Below are 14802 nucleotides of genomic sequence, written 5' to 3' on the forward strand. Positions count from 1 at the left end.
CCCACAGAATCGGCGCCAGGCACAAATCCATGTTTCGACACGCATCACTGTGGGAGCCGCCTTGGTGGCGAAGGCGGCGGGTCAGTCAACATCGATGTGGCTGAAAAAACGCATTCGCCAGCAAGCCGGCTCCCACAACCTGGGCTGCGCGCGAGTCAGTCGACTTGTAAGAAAAATTGGCGCCCCTTGTAGCCCGCATCCCGCGTCCGCGCTAGCATCCCGCCATTCGCCCCATTTGAACATCGAGCCTGCCCATGCTGATCCCCCACGACCAACTCGAAGCCGACACGCTGACCCGCTTGATCGAGGACTTCGTGACCCGCGACGGCACGGACAACGGTGACGACACACCGCTGGAGACCCGCGTGTTGCGGGTCCGGCATGCGTTGAACAAGGGGCAGGCGGTGATTTTCTTCGATCTGGACAGTCAGCAGTGCCAGTTGATGCTCAAGCACGAAGTGCCCAGAGAGTATTTCGATGATTGAGCGGTCAGTCACCCGCTCGATGGCTTAATGCGAGGTGCCCGTCGACTCGGCGGATCGTTCTCGCAAATAAGCATTGATGCGCCGGTAGACTTCGCTGCGATGAATTTTCACATGCTGCGGCGCCTTGATGCCCAGCCGCACCTGATTGCCGGTGATGCCCAGAACCTGCACGGTGATGTCATCACCGATGGAAAAGGATTCTCCTATTTCCCGCGTCAATACCAGCATGTTTCCTACTCCCTGGGTGGTAACCGAGGGGGCAGGTTGCCGTTCTGGATCCCATCCATCAATCCACTTGAGAAAAATCAGTCTTGTCCTTCAAAGGATGGTGAATGACGCTGACAGACGCTTCCTACACGACTGTTTCAAGTATTGATCCATCGGAAAATAGCGGTCGAAATTGCAGGATTTATCGACCCGGACTGTGATCAAGCGCCGGACCATTTCGGCCCTAGCAGAATAATGGTCGCGCCCACCACGCAGAACGCGACGCCGATCCAGTCCGACGTCAGTGGACGCACCCGTTCGATCACGCCCAGCCAGGCGATCGAGGTCACGATGTAGATTCCGCCATAGGCGGCGTAGGCGCGGCCCGCATACGCGGCTTCGACGCGCGTCAGCAGCAGCGCGAACAGGGTCAGACTGATCAGCGCCGGAACGACCCAAAGGATGCTTTTGCCCTGTCGCAGCCACATCCAGAAGCCGTAGCAACCGGCGATTTCAAACAACGCAGCGAGGAAAAACCAGAAGTAATTGAGCACAGAAAATCTCTTCAAGGGTGGCCAGACGAATGCGGGCCACCCTATCAGAATCCATGCTCTCAGTGAGCGGATCTGGCCTTGGCGCGCATCTTCTCGGCCATATTGGCCATCTCGTCGTAGAGCGCTTGCGGGTTGTGTTGCTTGAGTTGCCAGGCCATGCGCCCCTGTTCATGGGGCAGGATCATGAATTCGCCTTCGGCGACGCGCTCAAAGATGTACGCCGCAATGTCGCTGGCGCTGATCGGTGAGCTTTCCAGTAACTTGCCCACCTGCGCCTTCATGGCAGGCGTCGGGCCGCGAAACGAGTCCAACAGGTTGGTCTGGAAAAACGATGGGCAGACCACATGCACGCCGATTTCCTGTTGGCGCAGCTCCACCAGCAGGCTCTCCGACAGCGCCACCACACCCGCCTTGGCCACGTTGTAGTTGCTCATGGCCGGACCTTGCATCAACGCTGCCATCGACGCGATGTTGATGATCTTGCCTTTGCTCTCTTCCAGCAACGGCAGGAACGCCTTGCAGCCTTTGACCACCCCCATGAGGTTGATTGCGATCTGCCAGTCCCAGTCTTCCAGCGACAGCTCGCCAAAGAAACCGCCCGACGCCACACCCGCGTTGTTGACGATGATGTCGATACCGCCCAGTTTGCTTTCGCAGGCCTGTGCGAAAGCGGTCAACTGGCTGTAGTCGCGCACATCACAGCGTTGAATGAAACCGTCTCCACCCGCCTCTCGCACCAGACGCAATGTTTCCTGAAGGCCGCTGTCGCTGACATCGGACAGCGCCAGACGCCAGCCTTCACGCGCCCACCGCAGCGCGATTTCACGCCCCAGACCGGAACCTGCGCCAGTGATCATGATGCGATTTTGCATAGCCGTTGCCTTGTCATTTGCCAGGAAGTGAACCCAGTGTAATCAGAGCGATTGTCAGACAAGCCCTTCATTAGCTCGCTGAATATGCCAGGCAAACCGCTGCATCGGGCGCAAGTTCCCGCGTCGGGAAAATTTAAAGTCCGAACCTTTTAATCAGCCCCAGAGTCGGACTTTTCAAGCGGCTCGTCTTTTGGCCATTGGGACAACGGTCGAGCTTCGAGCCACAAACAACTCAATAAACAAGAAGGAACTCGTCATGGGCATCAGCACCATTCTGATCATCATCCTGATCCTGCTGCTGGTCGGCGGCCTGCCGGTCTTCCCGCACTCACGCAGCTGGGGCTACGGGCCATCGGGCATCATCGGCACGATTCTGGTCATCCTGTTGATTCTGGTATTGCTGGGCAGGATATAAGCGCTTCACCAATGAAAACGCCCCGATATCGATCGGGGCGTTTTCATTTTCAAACCACTCATTCAAATCAATGCGAAACCGCACCACTGGCGCCAAGGCCGGTTTGCGAACGCACGAATTGCGGGTAGAACAATTCACGCTCGCCCTCAGCCGCTTTCGATTTATCGGTCACCGAGAAGAACCAGATACCGATGAACGCGATGATGATCGAGAAGAACGCCGGGTATTCGTACGGGAAGATCGCCTTCTCGTGATGCAGGATCTGCACCCAGATGGTCGGGCCGAGAATCATCAGCACGACCGCGCTGATCAAGCCCATCCAGCCACCGATCATGGCGCCACGGGTGGTCAGGTTTTTCCAGTACATCGAGAGCAACAGCACGGGGAAGTTGCAGCTCGCCGCGATGGAGAACGCCAGGCCGACCATGAACGCGATGTTCTGACTTTCGAAGGCAATACCCAACACGATGGCGACGATGGCCAGCGCGATGGTGGTGATCTTCGACACACGGATTTCATCTTTCTCGTTGGCTTTGCCGGCTTTAATCACGCTGGCATACAGGTCGTGAGACACCGCCGAAGCACCGGCCAGGGTCAGACCGGCCACCACCGCCAGGATGGTTGCGAACGCCACCGCCGAGATGAAGCCCAGGAACAGCGAACCGCCCACGGCATCGGCCAGGTGCACCGCCGCCATGTTGTTACCGCCGATCAGCGCGCCTGCCGCATCCTTGAACGCCGGGTTGGTGCTGACCAGCAGAATCGCGCCAAAACCGATGATGAAGGTCAGGATGTAGAAGTAGCCGATGAAGCCAGTGGCATACAGCACCGACTTACGGGCTTCCTTGGCATCGCTCACGGTGAAGAAGCGCATCAGGATGTGAGGCAGGCCCGCCGTACCGAACATCAGCGCCAGACCCAGCGAGAACGCGGAGATCGGGTCTTTGACCAGACCGCCCGGGCTCATGATGGCTTCGCCTTTCGGGTGAACCTTCACCGCTTCGGAGAACAGCACGTTGAAGTCGAAGTTGACGTGCTTCATGACCATCAGCGCCATGAACGACGCACCGGACAGCAGCAACACAGCCTTGATGATCTGCACCCAGGTGGTCGCCAGCATGCCGCCGAACAGCACGTACAGGGCCATCAGGATACCGACCAGTACCACGGCAACGTTGTAATCCAGACCGAACAGCAACTGGATCAGTTTGCCCGCGCCGACCATCTGCGCGATCAGGTAGAAGGCCACGACCACCAGCGAACCGCAGGCGGACAGGGTACGGATCTCCTTTTGCTTCAGGCGGTAGGACGCCACGTCAGCAAAGGTGTACTTACCCAGGTTACGCAGGCGTTCGGCGATCAGGAACAGGATGATCGGCCAGCCCACCAGGAAGCCGATCGAGTAGATCAGGCCGTCGTAGCCGGAGGCGTACACCAGGGCCGAGATACCCAGGAAGGACGCTGCCGACATGTAGTCACCGGCGATGGCCAGACCGTTCTGGAAACCGGTGATCTTGCCGCCTGCGGCGTAGTAGTCCGCTGCCGATTTGTTTTTCTTCGCGGCCCAGTAGGTCACGCAAAGCGTAGCGCCGACGAAGATCACGAACATGATGATCGCCGCGACGTTGAGGGGTTGTTTCTGCACCGCACCGGTCAGGGCATCCGCCGCCCAGAGGGAAGGTGCAAAGGCCGCCAGGCCCAGGGTTGCTATCAGGCGCCGACTCATTGCTGTGCCTCCTTCAGGATCGCGTTGTTCAGCTCATCGAATTCGCCGTTGGCGCGACGAACGTAGATGGCGGTCAACACGAACGCAGAGACAATCAGCCCCACCCCGATGGGCATGCCCCAAGTGATGGAAGAAGTCGCACTGAGTTTTGAACCGAGAATCTGAGGCCCATACGCAATCAAAAGGATGAATGCGGCATACAGCCCCAGCATGATCGCCGAGAGAATCCAGGCGAATCGTTCCCTTTTCGAGACCAGCTCCTTGAAGCGCGGGCTGTTCTGAATCGAGAGGTAAATGCTGTCGTTCATTGTTTTTGTCCTCGCAGCACAGATGGATGTCACGTCATCCACTTTAGTCGGCTCTGGCACGCACTCCAGACGACCTTAGTATTAGATCGACATTAGTTGATTCAAACGGCGTGTGGTGTTTCAGGGATGAGAAAAAAGTGGAGGCATGTTTGGCGTAAGTGGCGTGTGTGCATGGCCCGGTGTGGAGTGCTTCTGGCCGAAGGCCGTGGGAGCCGGCTTGCTGGCGAAAGCGGCATATCAGGCCCAGGCTATTTGCTGACACACCGCTTTCGCCAGCAAGCCGACCCACAGGGCCAGGTGAACGGCAAATGAAAACCGCCCGACGAGAAATCGCCGGGCGGTTCGGGTCACGCGTGAATCTGTGTCGGCAAATTACTTGCCGGTCCACTCCTTGACGCGCTCTGGGTGCTTGGCCACCCAGTCCTTAGCCGCTTGCTCAGGCTTGGCGCCGTCCTGGATGGCGAGCATGACTTCGCCGATCTCGTCCTTGTCTTTCCACTGGAACTTCTTCAGGAAGTCCGCCACGTCCGGTGCCTTTTTGGGCAGGTCCAGACTACCGACGCTGTCGACGGTTTCAGCAGCGCCGTACACGCCTTTTGGATCTTCCAGGAACTTCAGTTTCCACTTCGCGAACATCCAGTGCGGTACCCAACCGGTCACGGCAATGGATTCTTTCTTGTTTTCAGCGCGGGTCAGCTCGGCAATCATGCCGGCGCCAGAACTCGCCTGAAGCTTGTAGCCGTCCAGACCGTAGTCCTTGATGGCCTGGTCGGTCTTGATCATCACGCCTGAACCGGCGTCGATGCCGACGATTTTCTTCTTGAAGGACTCGTCGGTTTTCAAGTCGGCCACCGAGTTGGCTTTCACGTACTCAGGCACGATCAGGCCGATTTTCGCGTCCTTGAAGTTCGGACCGTAGTCGGTGACCTTGTCCTTGTTCTTGGCCCAGTATTCGCCGTGGGTCACGGGCAGCCAGGCAGACAGCATCATGTCCAGTTTGCCGGTGGCAACGCCCTGCCACATGATCCCGGCAGCAACGGCCTGCAGTTTCACGGGGTAGCCCAATTTTTGCTGAATCACTTCGGCGGCCACGTTGGTGGTCGCCACGCTGTCCGACCAGCCATCCACATAACCGATGCTCAGCTCGGGTTTGTCGGCGGCAAAGGTCAGCGTGGAACTGACGGCGAGCGCCAGAGCGGCACCTACACCCAGGATATTTCGCATCTTCATCGTTACTTCCCCGGTAGTCCTGAACCCGACGGCGGTCGGGTTTCGTAAACGTTTTTATAAGACCGGGCGCTGCGCCCGCATTTGGCGCATCCCCCGACTTTCACGCCTCAACCACTTGCCTGCGCAGCGGCGCTTGCTGCGTTGACGAAACGATCATCAACCCCCACCGCCCTCGCCCCTTTCCTCTGGGCGACACTCAGACAGCGGGAAACGACATCACTAAGCCATCAACGACAGACAGGTCGTAAAAAGGGTCGCAGTCCGTCCGAATCTTGCATGCCTTGCCAGCAGCCTCAGGCTTGACGCTACAAGCCACAAGTCGAAACCGCGCCAGGCATGCCCCTTTTGGTCGTCATTAGCTCCTCAGAACGCCCCGCCTGGAGCTACGTCGTCAGCACGTGGGTCGGGAACACATTGTGTTACCGCTGATGCCATTCCAAAACAGAATACGGGTAACACGGAAACAGAATAGGCCCTTTCCTCACCTGATTTTTTGCCCGATCATTTTTAAATGATTGATTTATATGGTTTTTTAAAAACTGGCACGAGACCTGCTATCTCTTCTGCATAACAAGAACAAAATGTGAAAACCCAATAAAAATAAGATGAATCGGCTCTGACATAACAAGAACAACGGTACAGAGACGCAGCCAACTGATTTTTTTGGAGTAGATGTGCTTTACAGAGGCTCAGGCCTCGCAGCCCGACCGAGAACAATAAAACTGCCCCAAGGCAGCGTCCAGAACGGGTTGGATCAAACGGTCAAGGCAAATCAGCGCTCAAAAAAATACGTTTGCTCTTGTATCCCGTGTGGGGATCACTGAAAAAGCTGTGAAGGGAACGGTTGCCAAAAACAACAACAGACCGCCCTAGAACAATAAGAAAAGAGCACGTGCAACGATTTAAAGGGGGAGCTTCGGCTCCCCTTTATGCTGTCTGGCGTTTGAGATTCTTCCCACCGTTGGCACCCTACCCTTCATAAAAAGCACAACCTGACTCGCCTGTGGTGCCAGAACGTGTATTGTCGCCTAGGATTTGCAGGGGGAACGACCGGGTGTAAATGCAGATTGCCATTACGGCACTTTTTTCACCGCCCTCCTGTCATAGCCTGCGTATCTCAATAGCACTTCTTTCCCAAGGGATTTAGTCATGCTTCGTTTTCTACGCCTCGCCGCCCTGACTGGCGGCCTGTTCTTGAGTGCGTCCGTGATGGCGGTCGACATCGATCCGTCCAGCTATGGCTTCCCTCTGACCAACCCGTTCGAAGCGACCATCGCCACGACACCTCCTGATTTGCGTGCAAAAGTCCCGGAAGATGCCGATATCGACCAAGACGACTACAGCCTGACCTTGCGCCCCGATCGCGAATTCACCCTGCCCGACAATTTCTGGGCCGTGAAGAAACTGCGCTACCGCCTGGCCAAACAGGACCACGCTGCGCCGCTGATCTTCCTGATTGCCGGCACTGGCGCACCGTACAACAGCACCCTCAACGAATACCTCAAGCGTCTGTATTACGGAGCCGGGTATAACGTCGTACAGCTTTCGTCACCCACCAGCTACGACTTCATGAGCGCCGCCTCACGCTTTGCGACACCTGGCGTGACCAGCGAAGACGCCGAAGACCTCTATCGCGTGATGCAAGCGGTGCGCGCCCAGCAAAGCAAGCTGCAAGTGACCGAGTATTACCTGAGCGGTTACAGCCTTGGCGCGCTGGACGCGGCCTTCGTCAGCAAGCTGGACGAGACCCGCCGCAGCTTCAACTTCAAGAAAGTGCTGCTGATCAACCCTCCCGTGAACCTCTACACCTCGATCACCAATCTGGACAAACTGGTCCAGACCGAGGTCAAGGGCATCACCAACAGCACCACGTTCTATGAGCTGGTGCTGCAAAAGCTGACCCGTTACTTCAACGAGAAAGGCTACATCGACCTCAACGACGCGCTGCTGTACGACTTCCAGCAGTCCAAACAGCACCTGTCCAACGAGCAGATGGCGATGCTGATCGGCACCTCGTTCCGGTTCTCGGCGGCCGACATCGCCTTTACCTCGGACCTGATCAACCGTCGCGGCCTGATCACCCCGCCGAAGACGCCCATCAGCGAAGGCACCAGTCTGACGCCGTTCCTGAAGCGCGCACTGCAATGCGATTTCGACTGCTACGTGACCGAACAGGTGATCCCGATGTGGCGTGCGCGCACCGACGGCGGCAGCCTGTTGCAACTGGTTGACCAAGTGAGCCTGTACGCGCTCAAGGATTACCTGAGCACCAGCAAGAAAATCGCCGTGATGCACAACGCCGACGATGTGATCCTCGGCCCTGGCGACCTCGGATTCCTGCGCAAGACCTTTGGCGATCGCCTGACCGTTTACCCGTATGGCGGTCATTGCGGCAACATGAACTATCGCGTCAACAGCGACGCCATGCTGGAGTTTTTCCGTGGCTAAACGTCTATTGCTCCTCGCCGCCTTGCTCTGCGCAGGCGCTGTTCACGCGGCCGACGCGCCGATCGTCTCCAAGGCGGCGCCGGTCAAGCGGGTCGAGACCCCCGACGGTTTCACCGAGCCGTTGAAGTCGCTGAAATTTAACCCCGGCCTGGACCAGCAGGAGTTCGAGCGCTCGACGCTCAACGCCCTCAATGTCTACGATCCACTGGAGTCGTGGAACCGCCGGGTGTACCACTTCAACTACCGCTTCGATGAGTGGGTGTTCCTGCCAGTGGTCGACGGCTACAAATACGTCACGCCCAGCTTCCTGCGCACCGGCGTCAGCAACTTCTTCAGCAACCTGGGCGACATCCCCAACCTGCTGAACAGTCTGTTGCAGTTCAAGGGCAAGCGCTCGATGAACACCACCGGACGTTTGCTGATCAACACCACGCTGGGCATCGCAGGCTTGTGGGACCCTGCGACCATGATGGGCCTGCCCAAGCAGAGCGAAGACTTCGGCCAGACGCTGGGCTTCTATGGCGTGCCAGCGGGCCCGTACCTCGTGCTGCCGATTCTAGGCCCGTCGAACTTGCGTGACACCGGCGGGTTGGTGTTCGACTTCGCGGCAGAGTCGCAGATCAACTTCCTGAACGTCTCGCAGGTCAGCGAGGACCATCCGGAGATTTATCTGCTGCGCGCCATCGACAAGCGTTACACCACCAGCTTCCGCTACGGCCAGATGGATTCGCCGTTCGAGTATGAGAAGGTGCGTTACGTGTACACCGAGGCGCGCAAGTTGCAGATTTCCGAATAACGCGCGCCGTGGGAGCCGGCTTGCTGGCGAAAGCGGTGTGTCAGTCTACGCATTTGTGACTGACACACCGCTTTCGCCAGCAAGCCGGCTCCCACAACGTCCCTGTAATCTCACTTTCTCATCTAATAGCTCGATATATTCCACGCAAAAACGTCACCCATTCATCGCCTCAACCGGCATACCATAGGCGCCATTCCCACCCATTCTGGAGTGAGCCTCATGACTCAATTTCGCAAAGTGCTGTCCATGCAAAGCGGCCAACCGGCGTCGGATGGCGCGGGCGTCAAGCTGACGCGCGTATTCGGCGGCCCTGGCGTCGAGGCGTTCGACCCCTTCCTGATGCTCGACGAATTCGGCTCGGACAAAGCCGACGACTACATCGCCGGTTTTCCCCCGCACCCGCATCGCGGTTTTGAAACCGTGACCTACATGCTCGAAGGCCGCATGCGCCACGAAGACCACATGGGCAACGTCGGTCTGCTGCAAGGCGGTGGCGTGCAGTGGATGACCGCCGCCCGTGGCGTGATTCACAGCGAGATGCCCGAGCAGGAAGAAGGCGTGATGCGCGGCTTCCAGCTGTGGCTGAACCTGCCGGGCAAATCGAAGATGGGTGACGCCGGTTACGACGACATCCAACCGGAGCGCATTCCTCGCATCACCACGCAGAATGGCGTTGACGTCATCGTGATCGCCGGGCAGTTCGACGACGGCCAGGTGCAACAGGCGGGGGCCGTGCAGCGACCGGACACCGACCCGCAGTATTTCGATTTCCACATCCCGGCGGGCAAATCGATCCGTCCGATCATCCCTGAAGGCCATCGCGTGCTGCTGTACGTGTACGAAGGGGAAGTGGAAATTGGCGGGCAAGTGCAGAAACTGGGCAAGAGCCGTCTGGCGCGGTTGTCGGAAAAGGGCGAGGTGCAATTGAGCACATCGACGGGCGCCAAGGTGCTGTTGATTGCAGGCAAACCGTTGGGCGAGCCGATCGTGCAATACGGCCCGTTCGTGATGAACACCCGTGAGGAGATCGAACAGGCGCTACGGGATTTTCGGGATGACAAGCTGACGGCGTGATGACCAGCGCAACGCAACCCGTTTTTGATTCTGCCAAAGGCGTGGGAGATTCGCCACCAAGGCGGCTCCCACAAGGAGCGCGCCGAGCCTAAATCTCATGTCCGACGCAGAAACTGTGGGAGCCGGCTTGCTGGCGAATAGAGTGTGTCAGACAACGCAAGAGTGAATGACACACCGCATTCGCCAGCAAGGCGGCTCCCACAGGTGTATACAAACCAAGATCAATCCAACCGCAAAAACCTCATCAACTCCTCTTGCTGGGCCATCGCATCGCGGCGGCCCAGTTCGATCAATTCACTGCAATACCCCGACTCAAACAGCAGATAACTCAATACCCCTGCCCCACTGGTCTTGGTTGCGCCCGGCCCACGCAAAAAGGTACGCAACGCGGGAGGCAGTTCGCGACGGTGGCGGGCAGCGATTTCATCCAGCGGCTGACTGGGGGAAATCACCAGCACTTCCACAGGCGCCAACGACTGCACTGGAGTCGGTCGCTCGGACACTTGCGGCGAAGGCTCGGGCGGCACCGGCAGCATGCGGCTGAGCAGGTTCAACCGCTCCAGCAACTCAATGTCACTCTCCAGGCTGTCAATGAACGTGCTGTTGAGCATGTGGCCGCTGATCTGCGCCAGACTCGGCTGTACGCCACTGACCGGCCGCTTCACCGCCACATTTGCCCCAGCCCCGCGCGGGTTGCCGCTGACGCCCACGACCAGCACCCGATTGGCCCCCAGATGCAACGCCGGACTGATCGGTGCCGACTGCCGCACGGCGCCATCACCAAAATACTCATGCTCCAGTTTCACGGGCGCGAACAACAACGGAATGGCCGAGCTGGCCAGCAAATGATCGACAGTCAGGCGCGTCGGCATGCCAATCCGGCGATGACGCAACCACGACGCAATCGTGCCCTTACCTTGGTAGAACGTGACGGCCTGGCCTGACTCATAACCGAACGCAGTAATCGCGACGGCGCGTAGGTGTCGAGCCTCGATAGCCTCATCGATGCCGTCCAGATTCAGGCGCTCGGTGAGCAAATCTTTCAATGGCGTGCTGTTGAGCAACGCCACCGGCACCTGTTTGCGGCCAATGCCGAGCAAGCTGCGGCCAAAGAATCTCGCAGCCTGACGAATCACCCCGGCCCAGTCGCTGCGCAGCACTTGATGGCTGCGAAAGCCTTGCCAGAAATCGGTGAGTTCGTGAATGGCGGTTCTGAAATGCGTGGCGCCACTGGCCAGTTTGACTGCGTTGATGGCCCCCGCCGACGTGCCGACGATGACCGGAAACGGGTTCTTGGCGCCCACCGGCAGCAATTCGGCGATACCCGCCAGCACGCCCACCTGATAGGCCGCGCGGGCACCGCCACCTGAGAGGATCAGCCCGGTGACCGATTCCACTGCAACCGGAGCCATTGATGCGCTGTCGACTTCTTTTTGTTCTGATGCGCTCGTCGTCATAAAAGCTCAGTTCTCTGCTTCAACCACGCTTCTTGTATAGCTTGGGCTCGCCCGGCGGTCGACTCTTGAAACGTCGATGCGCCCACAAATATTGCTCGGGACAGGCCGTCACCGCGCGCTCGACCCACTGGTTGATGCGGATGCAGTCCGCCTCGTCGCTTTCGCCGGGGAAATCCGTCAACGGCGGATGAATGACCAGTTTGTATCCGCTGCCGTCGGACAGGCGCTCTTGCGTGAACGGCACGACGAGGGCACGCCCCAGAGTGGCGAACTTGCTGGTGGCTGGCACCGTGGCCGCCTGAATGCCAAACAGCGGCACGAAGATGCTTTGCTTGGCGCCGTAATCCTGATCCGGCGCGTACCAGATCGCACGGCCCTTGCGCAGTTGCTTGATCATGCCGCGCACGTCTTCGCGCTCGACGGCGATGGCGTCCAGATTGTGCCGCTCACGGCCCCGCCGCTGAACGAAGTCAAACAACGCGTTGTTGTGTTCGCGGTACATGCCGTCGATGGTGTGTTGCTGGCCGAGCAACGCTGCGCCGATCTCCAGCGTGGTGAAATGCAGGGCCATGAGAATCACGCCCTGGCCTTCCTCATGGGGACGCTTGAGGTGCTCGAGCCCTTCGATATGGGCCAGCTTCGCCAGACGCTGAGGGCTCCACCACCAGCTCATGGCCATTTCGAAGAAGGCAATGCCGGTGGACGCGAAATTGGCTTTCAGCAAGCGTTTGCGCTCGGCTTCCGAATACTGCGGGAAGCACAGTTCCAGATTGCGCGCGGCAATGATGCGGCGATCCGTGGCGAAGTAATACATGATCCCGCCCAGTGCCCGGCCAATGGCCACGAGTACGCGAAACGGCAACTGCACCACCAGCCAGAGCAAACCCAGGCCCAGCCACAGCGGCCAGAAACGGGGATGAAGAAAGTAGGCTCGAAAACGCGGGCGATCCATTACAGCTTCCATCAGGGCAAAGGCGGGCATTCTACATCGGTTCGGCAGCGTTCGTGACGCTTCCTGGATTGCAAGCGACTTGCCACTCCCTTGCGGCTGACCGGCGTTCTCGTTATAAGTCTCGGCACTTTTAGCGACAAGCCGCTGTATGCCGACATGAGCCAAATCGAATTGCAAGACAAGGACCCCGTGTTCCAGTTGAAGGGCAGCATGCTGGCCATCACCGTGCTGGAGCTGGCCCGCAATAACCTCGAAGCACTGGATCGTCAGTTGGCGGCCAAAGTCGCTCAGGCGCCGAACTTCTTCAGCAACACCCCCCTGGTGCTGGCGCTGGACAAACTGCCGCCCAACGAAGGTGCCATCGACCTGCCCGCCATGATGCGTGTCTGCCGCCATCACGGCCTGCGCACCCTGGCCATCCGCGCCAACCGTATCGAAGACATCGCCGCCGCCATCGCCATCGACCTGCCCGTTCTGCCGCCATCCGGTGCGCGGGAGCGGCCACTCGATCCGACGGAAGGCGAGGTGAAGAAAAAGCCCGAAGTGGTGGAAAAACCGCCCGAGCCGGTCATCAAACCGACCAAGATCATCACCGCCCCCGTGCGTGGCGGGCAGCAGATTTACGCGCAAGGCTCTGACCTGATAGTGATTTCCTCGGTCAGTCCGGGTGCGGAACTTCTCGCCGATGGCAACATCCATGTGTATGGCCCCATGCGGGGTCGGGCGCTGGCAGGCATCAAGGGTGATACCAAAGCCCGTATCTTCTGCCAGCAGATGGTCGCCGAACTGGTGTCCATCGCCGGGCAATACAAGGTTTCCGAAGACCTGCGCAGGGATCCTCTGTGGGGGGCCGGGGTACAGGTCAGTCTGTCCGGCGACGTGTTGAACATCACCCGTCTTTAACGGATACTGCGCCATTTTCAAAGCAACGCTGATTCGTCGTGAAATCGAGGCAAAGGACGTAGGAAATCCGGAGAAACTGCGGTTTTTTCGATCAGGGAAGCCTTCACCGGCTCAACGTTTCCATCTTTGCGCGTCTATCTCGGCATTCGGCGGGGCTCTTCAGGGACTAGCCGTCCTACTTTTAGGGGTGATACACCTTGGCCAAGATTCTCGTGGTTACATCCGGCAAGGGTGGTGTGGGCAAGACCACCACCAGCGCCGCTATCGGTACCGGTCTCGCGCTGCGCGGCCATAAAACAGTCATCGTCGACTTCGACGTCGGTCTGCGTAACCTCGACCTGATCATGGGGTGCGAGCGTCGCGTGGTGTATGACTTCGTCAACGTGGTCAACGGCGAAGCCAACCTGCAACAAGCCTTGATCAAAGACAAGAAGATCGAAGGCCTGTACGTACTGGCTGCCAGCCAGACCCGTGACAAGGACGCGCTGACTCAGGAAGGCGTGGAAAAAGTCCTGATGGAACTCAAGGAATCCTTCGAGTACATCGTCTGCGACTCCCCGGCCGGTATCGAAAAAGGCGCGCATCTGGCGATGTATTTCGCCGACGAAGCCATCGTCGTGACCAACCCTGAAGTCTCTTCGGTTCGTGACTCGGACCGCATGCTGGGCCTGTTGGCCAGCAAATCCCGCCGCGCTGAAAACGGCGAAGACCCGATCAAGGAACACCTGCTGATCACCCGCTACCACCCGGAGCGTGTGAGCAAGGGCGAAATGCTCGGCGTTGATGACGTGAAGGAAATTCTGGCCGTGACCCTGCTGGGCGTCATTCCGGAATCCCAGGCCGTACTCAAGGCTTCCAACCAGGGCGTGCCGGTCATCCTCGATGACCAGAGCGATGCCGGTCAGGCCTACAGCGACACCGTAGATCGCCTGCTGGGCAAAGATCGCGAGCACCGTTTCCTGGACGTACAGAAAAAAGGATTTTTCGAACGCCTGTTCGGGGGTAACTAATGAACATTTTTGACTTCTTTCGTGCCAACAAAAAGCCTAGCACCGCGTCGGTTGCGAAAGAGCGTCTACAGATCATCGTGGCGCACGAACGCGGCCAACGCAGTACCCCGGACTACCTGCCCGCTCTGCAAAAGGAGCTGGTCGAGGTGATTCGCAAATACGTCAAGATCGATGACGATAAAGTACAGGTTGCGCTCGACAACGAGGGCAGCTACTCGATTCTGGAACTCAACATCACCCTGCCTGATCGTTAATCGAAAAGGCAGTCGCCACGGCGGCTCGGTTGCCCGGAACCTGTCATCAGGATCCGGGTGAACGAGCCGCCGTTGGCATTTGCTGAACGCCTGTTTTTTTGCCACGAGGCT

General features: G+C 58.5%; 16 protein-coding genes. 8 read left to right on the forward strand and 8 right to left on the reverse strand.

What is annotated here, in order from left to right; translation table 11 throughout:
* Positions 1 to 254: 254 nt before the first annotated feature.
* Positions 255 to 485: a YheU family protein gene (locus ACI2KB_RS03705; RefSeq protein ID WP_404631471.1), complete on the forward strand. Its 231-nt coding sequence runs from the start codon at positions 255 to 257 to the stop codon at positions 483 to 485.
* A 24-nt stretch (positions 486 to 509) separates the two neighbouring features.
* Here the strand turns inward: ACI2KB_RS03705 and csrA are convergent, their stop codons facing one another.
* The 3 genes from csrA to ACI2KB_RS03720 form a co-directional block, all read right to left on the reverse strand.
* Positions 510 to 713 carry a carbon storage regulator CsrA gene (gene csrA / locus ACI2KB_RS03710; RefSeq protein ID WP_404631472.1) on the reverse strand — a complete coding sequence of 68 codons (204 nt, stop codon included), beginning with the start codon at positions 711 to 713 and terminating at the stop codon, positions 510 to 512.
* A 200-nt stretch (positions 714 to 913) separates the two neighbouring features.
* Positions 914 to 1246: a YnfA family protein gene (locus tag ACI2KB_RS03715; RefSeq protein ID WP_404631473.1), complete on the reverse strand. Its 333-nt coding sequence runs from the start codon at positions 1244 to 1246 to the stop codon at positions 914 to 916.
* Positions 1247 to 1305: 59 nt separating this feature from the next.
* The gene (locus ACI2KB_RS03720) at positions 1306 to 2118 is read right to left on the reverse strand and encodes an SDR family oxidoreductase (protein ID WP_404631474.1); all 813 of its coding nucleotides are present in this window, start codon (positions 2116 to 2118) and stop codon (positions 1306 to 1308) included.
* A 256-nt stretch (positions 2119 to 2374) separates the two neighbouring features.
* Between ACI2KB_RS03720 and ACI2KB_RS03725 the strand changes: the two genes are divergently transcribed.
* Positions 2375 to 2533 (forward strand): DUF3309 family protein, encoded by a 159-nt coding sequence (locus ACI2KB_RS03725; RefSeq protein WP_404631475.1) that lies wholly within the window; start codon positions 2375 to 2377, stop codon positions 2531 to 2533.
* A gap of 67 nt (positions 2534 to 2600) precedes the next feature.
* Here the strand turns inward: ACI2KB_RS03725 and ACI2KB_RS03730 are convergent, their stop codons facing one another.
* The 3 genes from ACI2KB_RS03730 to ACI2KB_RS03740 all read right to left on the reverse strand — a co-directional run bounded on the left by ACI2KB_RS03730 (position 2601) and on the right by ACI2KB_RS03740 (position 5797).
* The gene (locus ACI2KB_RS03730; RefSeq protein WP_404631476.1) at positions 2601 to 4259 is read right to left on the reverse strand and encodes a cation acetate symporter; all 1659 of its coding nucleotides are present in this window, start codon (positions 4257 to 4259) and stop codon (positions 2601 to 2603) included.
* Positions 4256 to 4567 (reverse strand): DUF485 domain-containing protein, encoded by a 312-nt coding sequence (locus tag ACI2KB_RS03735; RefSeq protein ID WP_404631477.1) that lies wholly within the window; start codon positions 4565 to 4567, stop codon positions 4256 to 4258. Before ACI2KB_RS03735 ends, ACI2KB_RS03730 begins: the two co-directional genes overlap by 4 nt.
* 372 nt (positions 4568 to 4939) lie before the next feature.
* On the reverse strand, positions 4940 to 5797 hold the full coding sequence (locus ACI2KB_RS03740) for a glycine betaine ABC transporter substrate-binding protein (RefSeq protein WP_404631478.1): 858 nt from the start codon (positions 5795 to 5797) through the stop codon (positions 4940 to 4942).
* A gap of 1149 nt (positions 5798 to 6946) precedes the next feature.
* On the opposite strand from ACI2KB_RS03740, the gene ACI2KB_RS03745 reads away from it, so the two are divergent.
* From ACI2KB_RS03745 to ACI2KB_RS03755, 3 genes are all read left to right on the forward strand, one after another.
* The gene (locus ACI2KB_RS03745; protein ID WP_404631479.1) at positions 6947 to 8245 is read left to right on the forward strand and encodes a serine/threonine protein kinase; all 1299 of its coding nucleotides are present in this window, start codon (positions 6947 to 6949) and stop codon (positions 8243 to 8245) included.
* Positions 8238 to 9041, forward strand: a complete 804-nt coding sequence (locus ACI2KB_RS03750; RefSeq protein ID WP_404631480.1) for a VacJ family lipoprotein — start codon at positions 8238 to 8240, stop codon at positions 9039 to 9041. Before ACI2KB_RS03745 ends, ACI2KB_RS03750 begins: the two co-directional genes overlap by 8 nt.
* Positions 9042 to 9260: 219 nt before the next feature.
* Complete coding sequence (locus tag ACI2KB_RS03755) at positions 9261 to 10115, forward strand: pirin family protein (RefSeq protein WP_404631481.1); 855 nt, start codon at positions 9261 to 9263, stop codon at positions 10113 to 10115.
* A 221-nt stretch (positions 10116 to 10336) separates the two neighbouring features.
* Here the strand turns inward: ACI2KB_RS03755 and ACI2KB_RS03760 are convergent, their stop codons facing one another.
* Together ACI2KB_RS03760 and ACI2KB_RS03765 are read right to left on the reverse strand one after the other, a co-directional pair.
* A complete protein-coding gene (locus ACI2KB_RS03760; RefSeq protein WP_404631482.1) occupies positions 10337 to 11527 on the reverse strand; it encodes a patatin-like phospholipase family protein in 1191 nt (396 codons plus the stop codon).
* 64 nt (positions 11528 to 11591) lie between these two features.
* A complete protein-coding gene (locus tag ACI2KB_RS03765; RefSeq protein WP_404631483.1) occupies positions 11592 to 12524 on the reverse strand; it encodes a lipid A biosynthesis lauroyl acyltransferase in 933 nt (310 codons plus the stop codon).
* A gap of 156 nt (positions 12525 to 12680) precedes the next feature.
* Between ACI2KB_RS03765 and minC the strand changes: the two genes are divergently transcribed.
* The 3 genes from minC (at position 12681) to minE (ending at position 14691) form a co-directional block, all read left to right on the forward strand.
* Complete coding sequence (minC, locus tag ACI2KB_RS03770) at positions 12681 to 13427, forward strand: septum site-determining protein MinC (RefSeq protein ID WP_404631484.1); 747 nt, start codon at positions 12681 to 12683, stop codon at positions 13425 to 13427.
* Positions 13428 to 13624: 197 nt separating this feature from the next.
* The gene (minD, locus tag ACI2KB_RS03775; RefSeq protein WP_404631485.1) at positions 13625 to 14437 is read left to right on the forward strand and encodes a septum site-determining protein MinD; all 813 of its coding nucleotides are present in this window, start codon (positions 13625 to 13627) and stop codon (positions 14435 to 14437) included.
* Positions 14437 to 14691, forward strand: a complete 255-nt coding sequence (minE, locus tag ACI2KB_RS03780; RefSeq protein WP_108235596.1) for a cell division topological specificity factor MinE — start codon at positions 14437 to 14439, stop codon at positions 14689 to 14691. Before minD ends, minE begins: the two co-directional genes overlap by 1 nt.
* Positions 14692 to 14802: the final 111 nt, after the last annotated feature.

Source organism: Pseudomonas sp. NPDC088444 (assembly GCF_044900175.1).
GTDB lineage: Bacteria > Pseudomonadota > Gammaproteobacteria > Pseudomonadales > Pseudomonadaceae > Aquipseudomonas.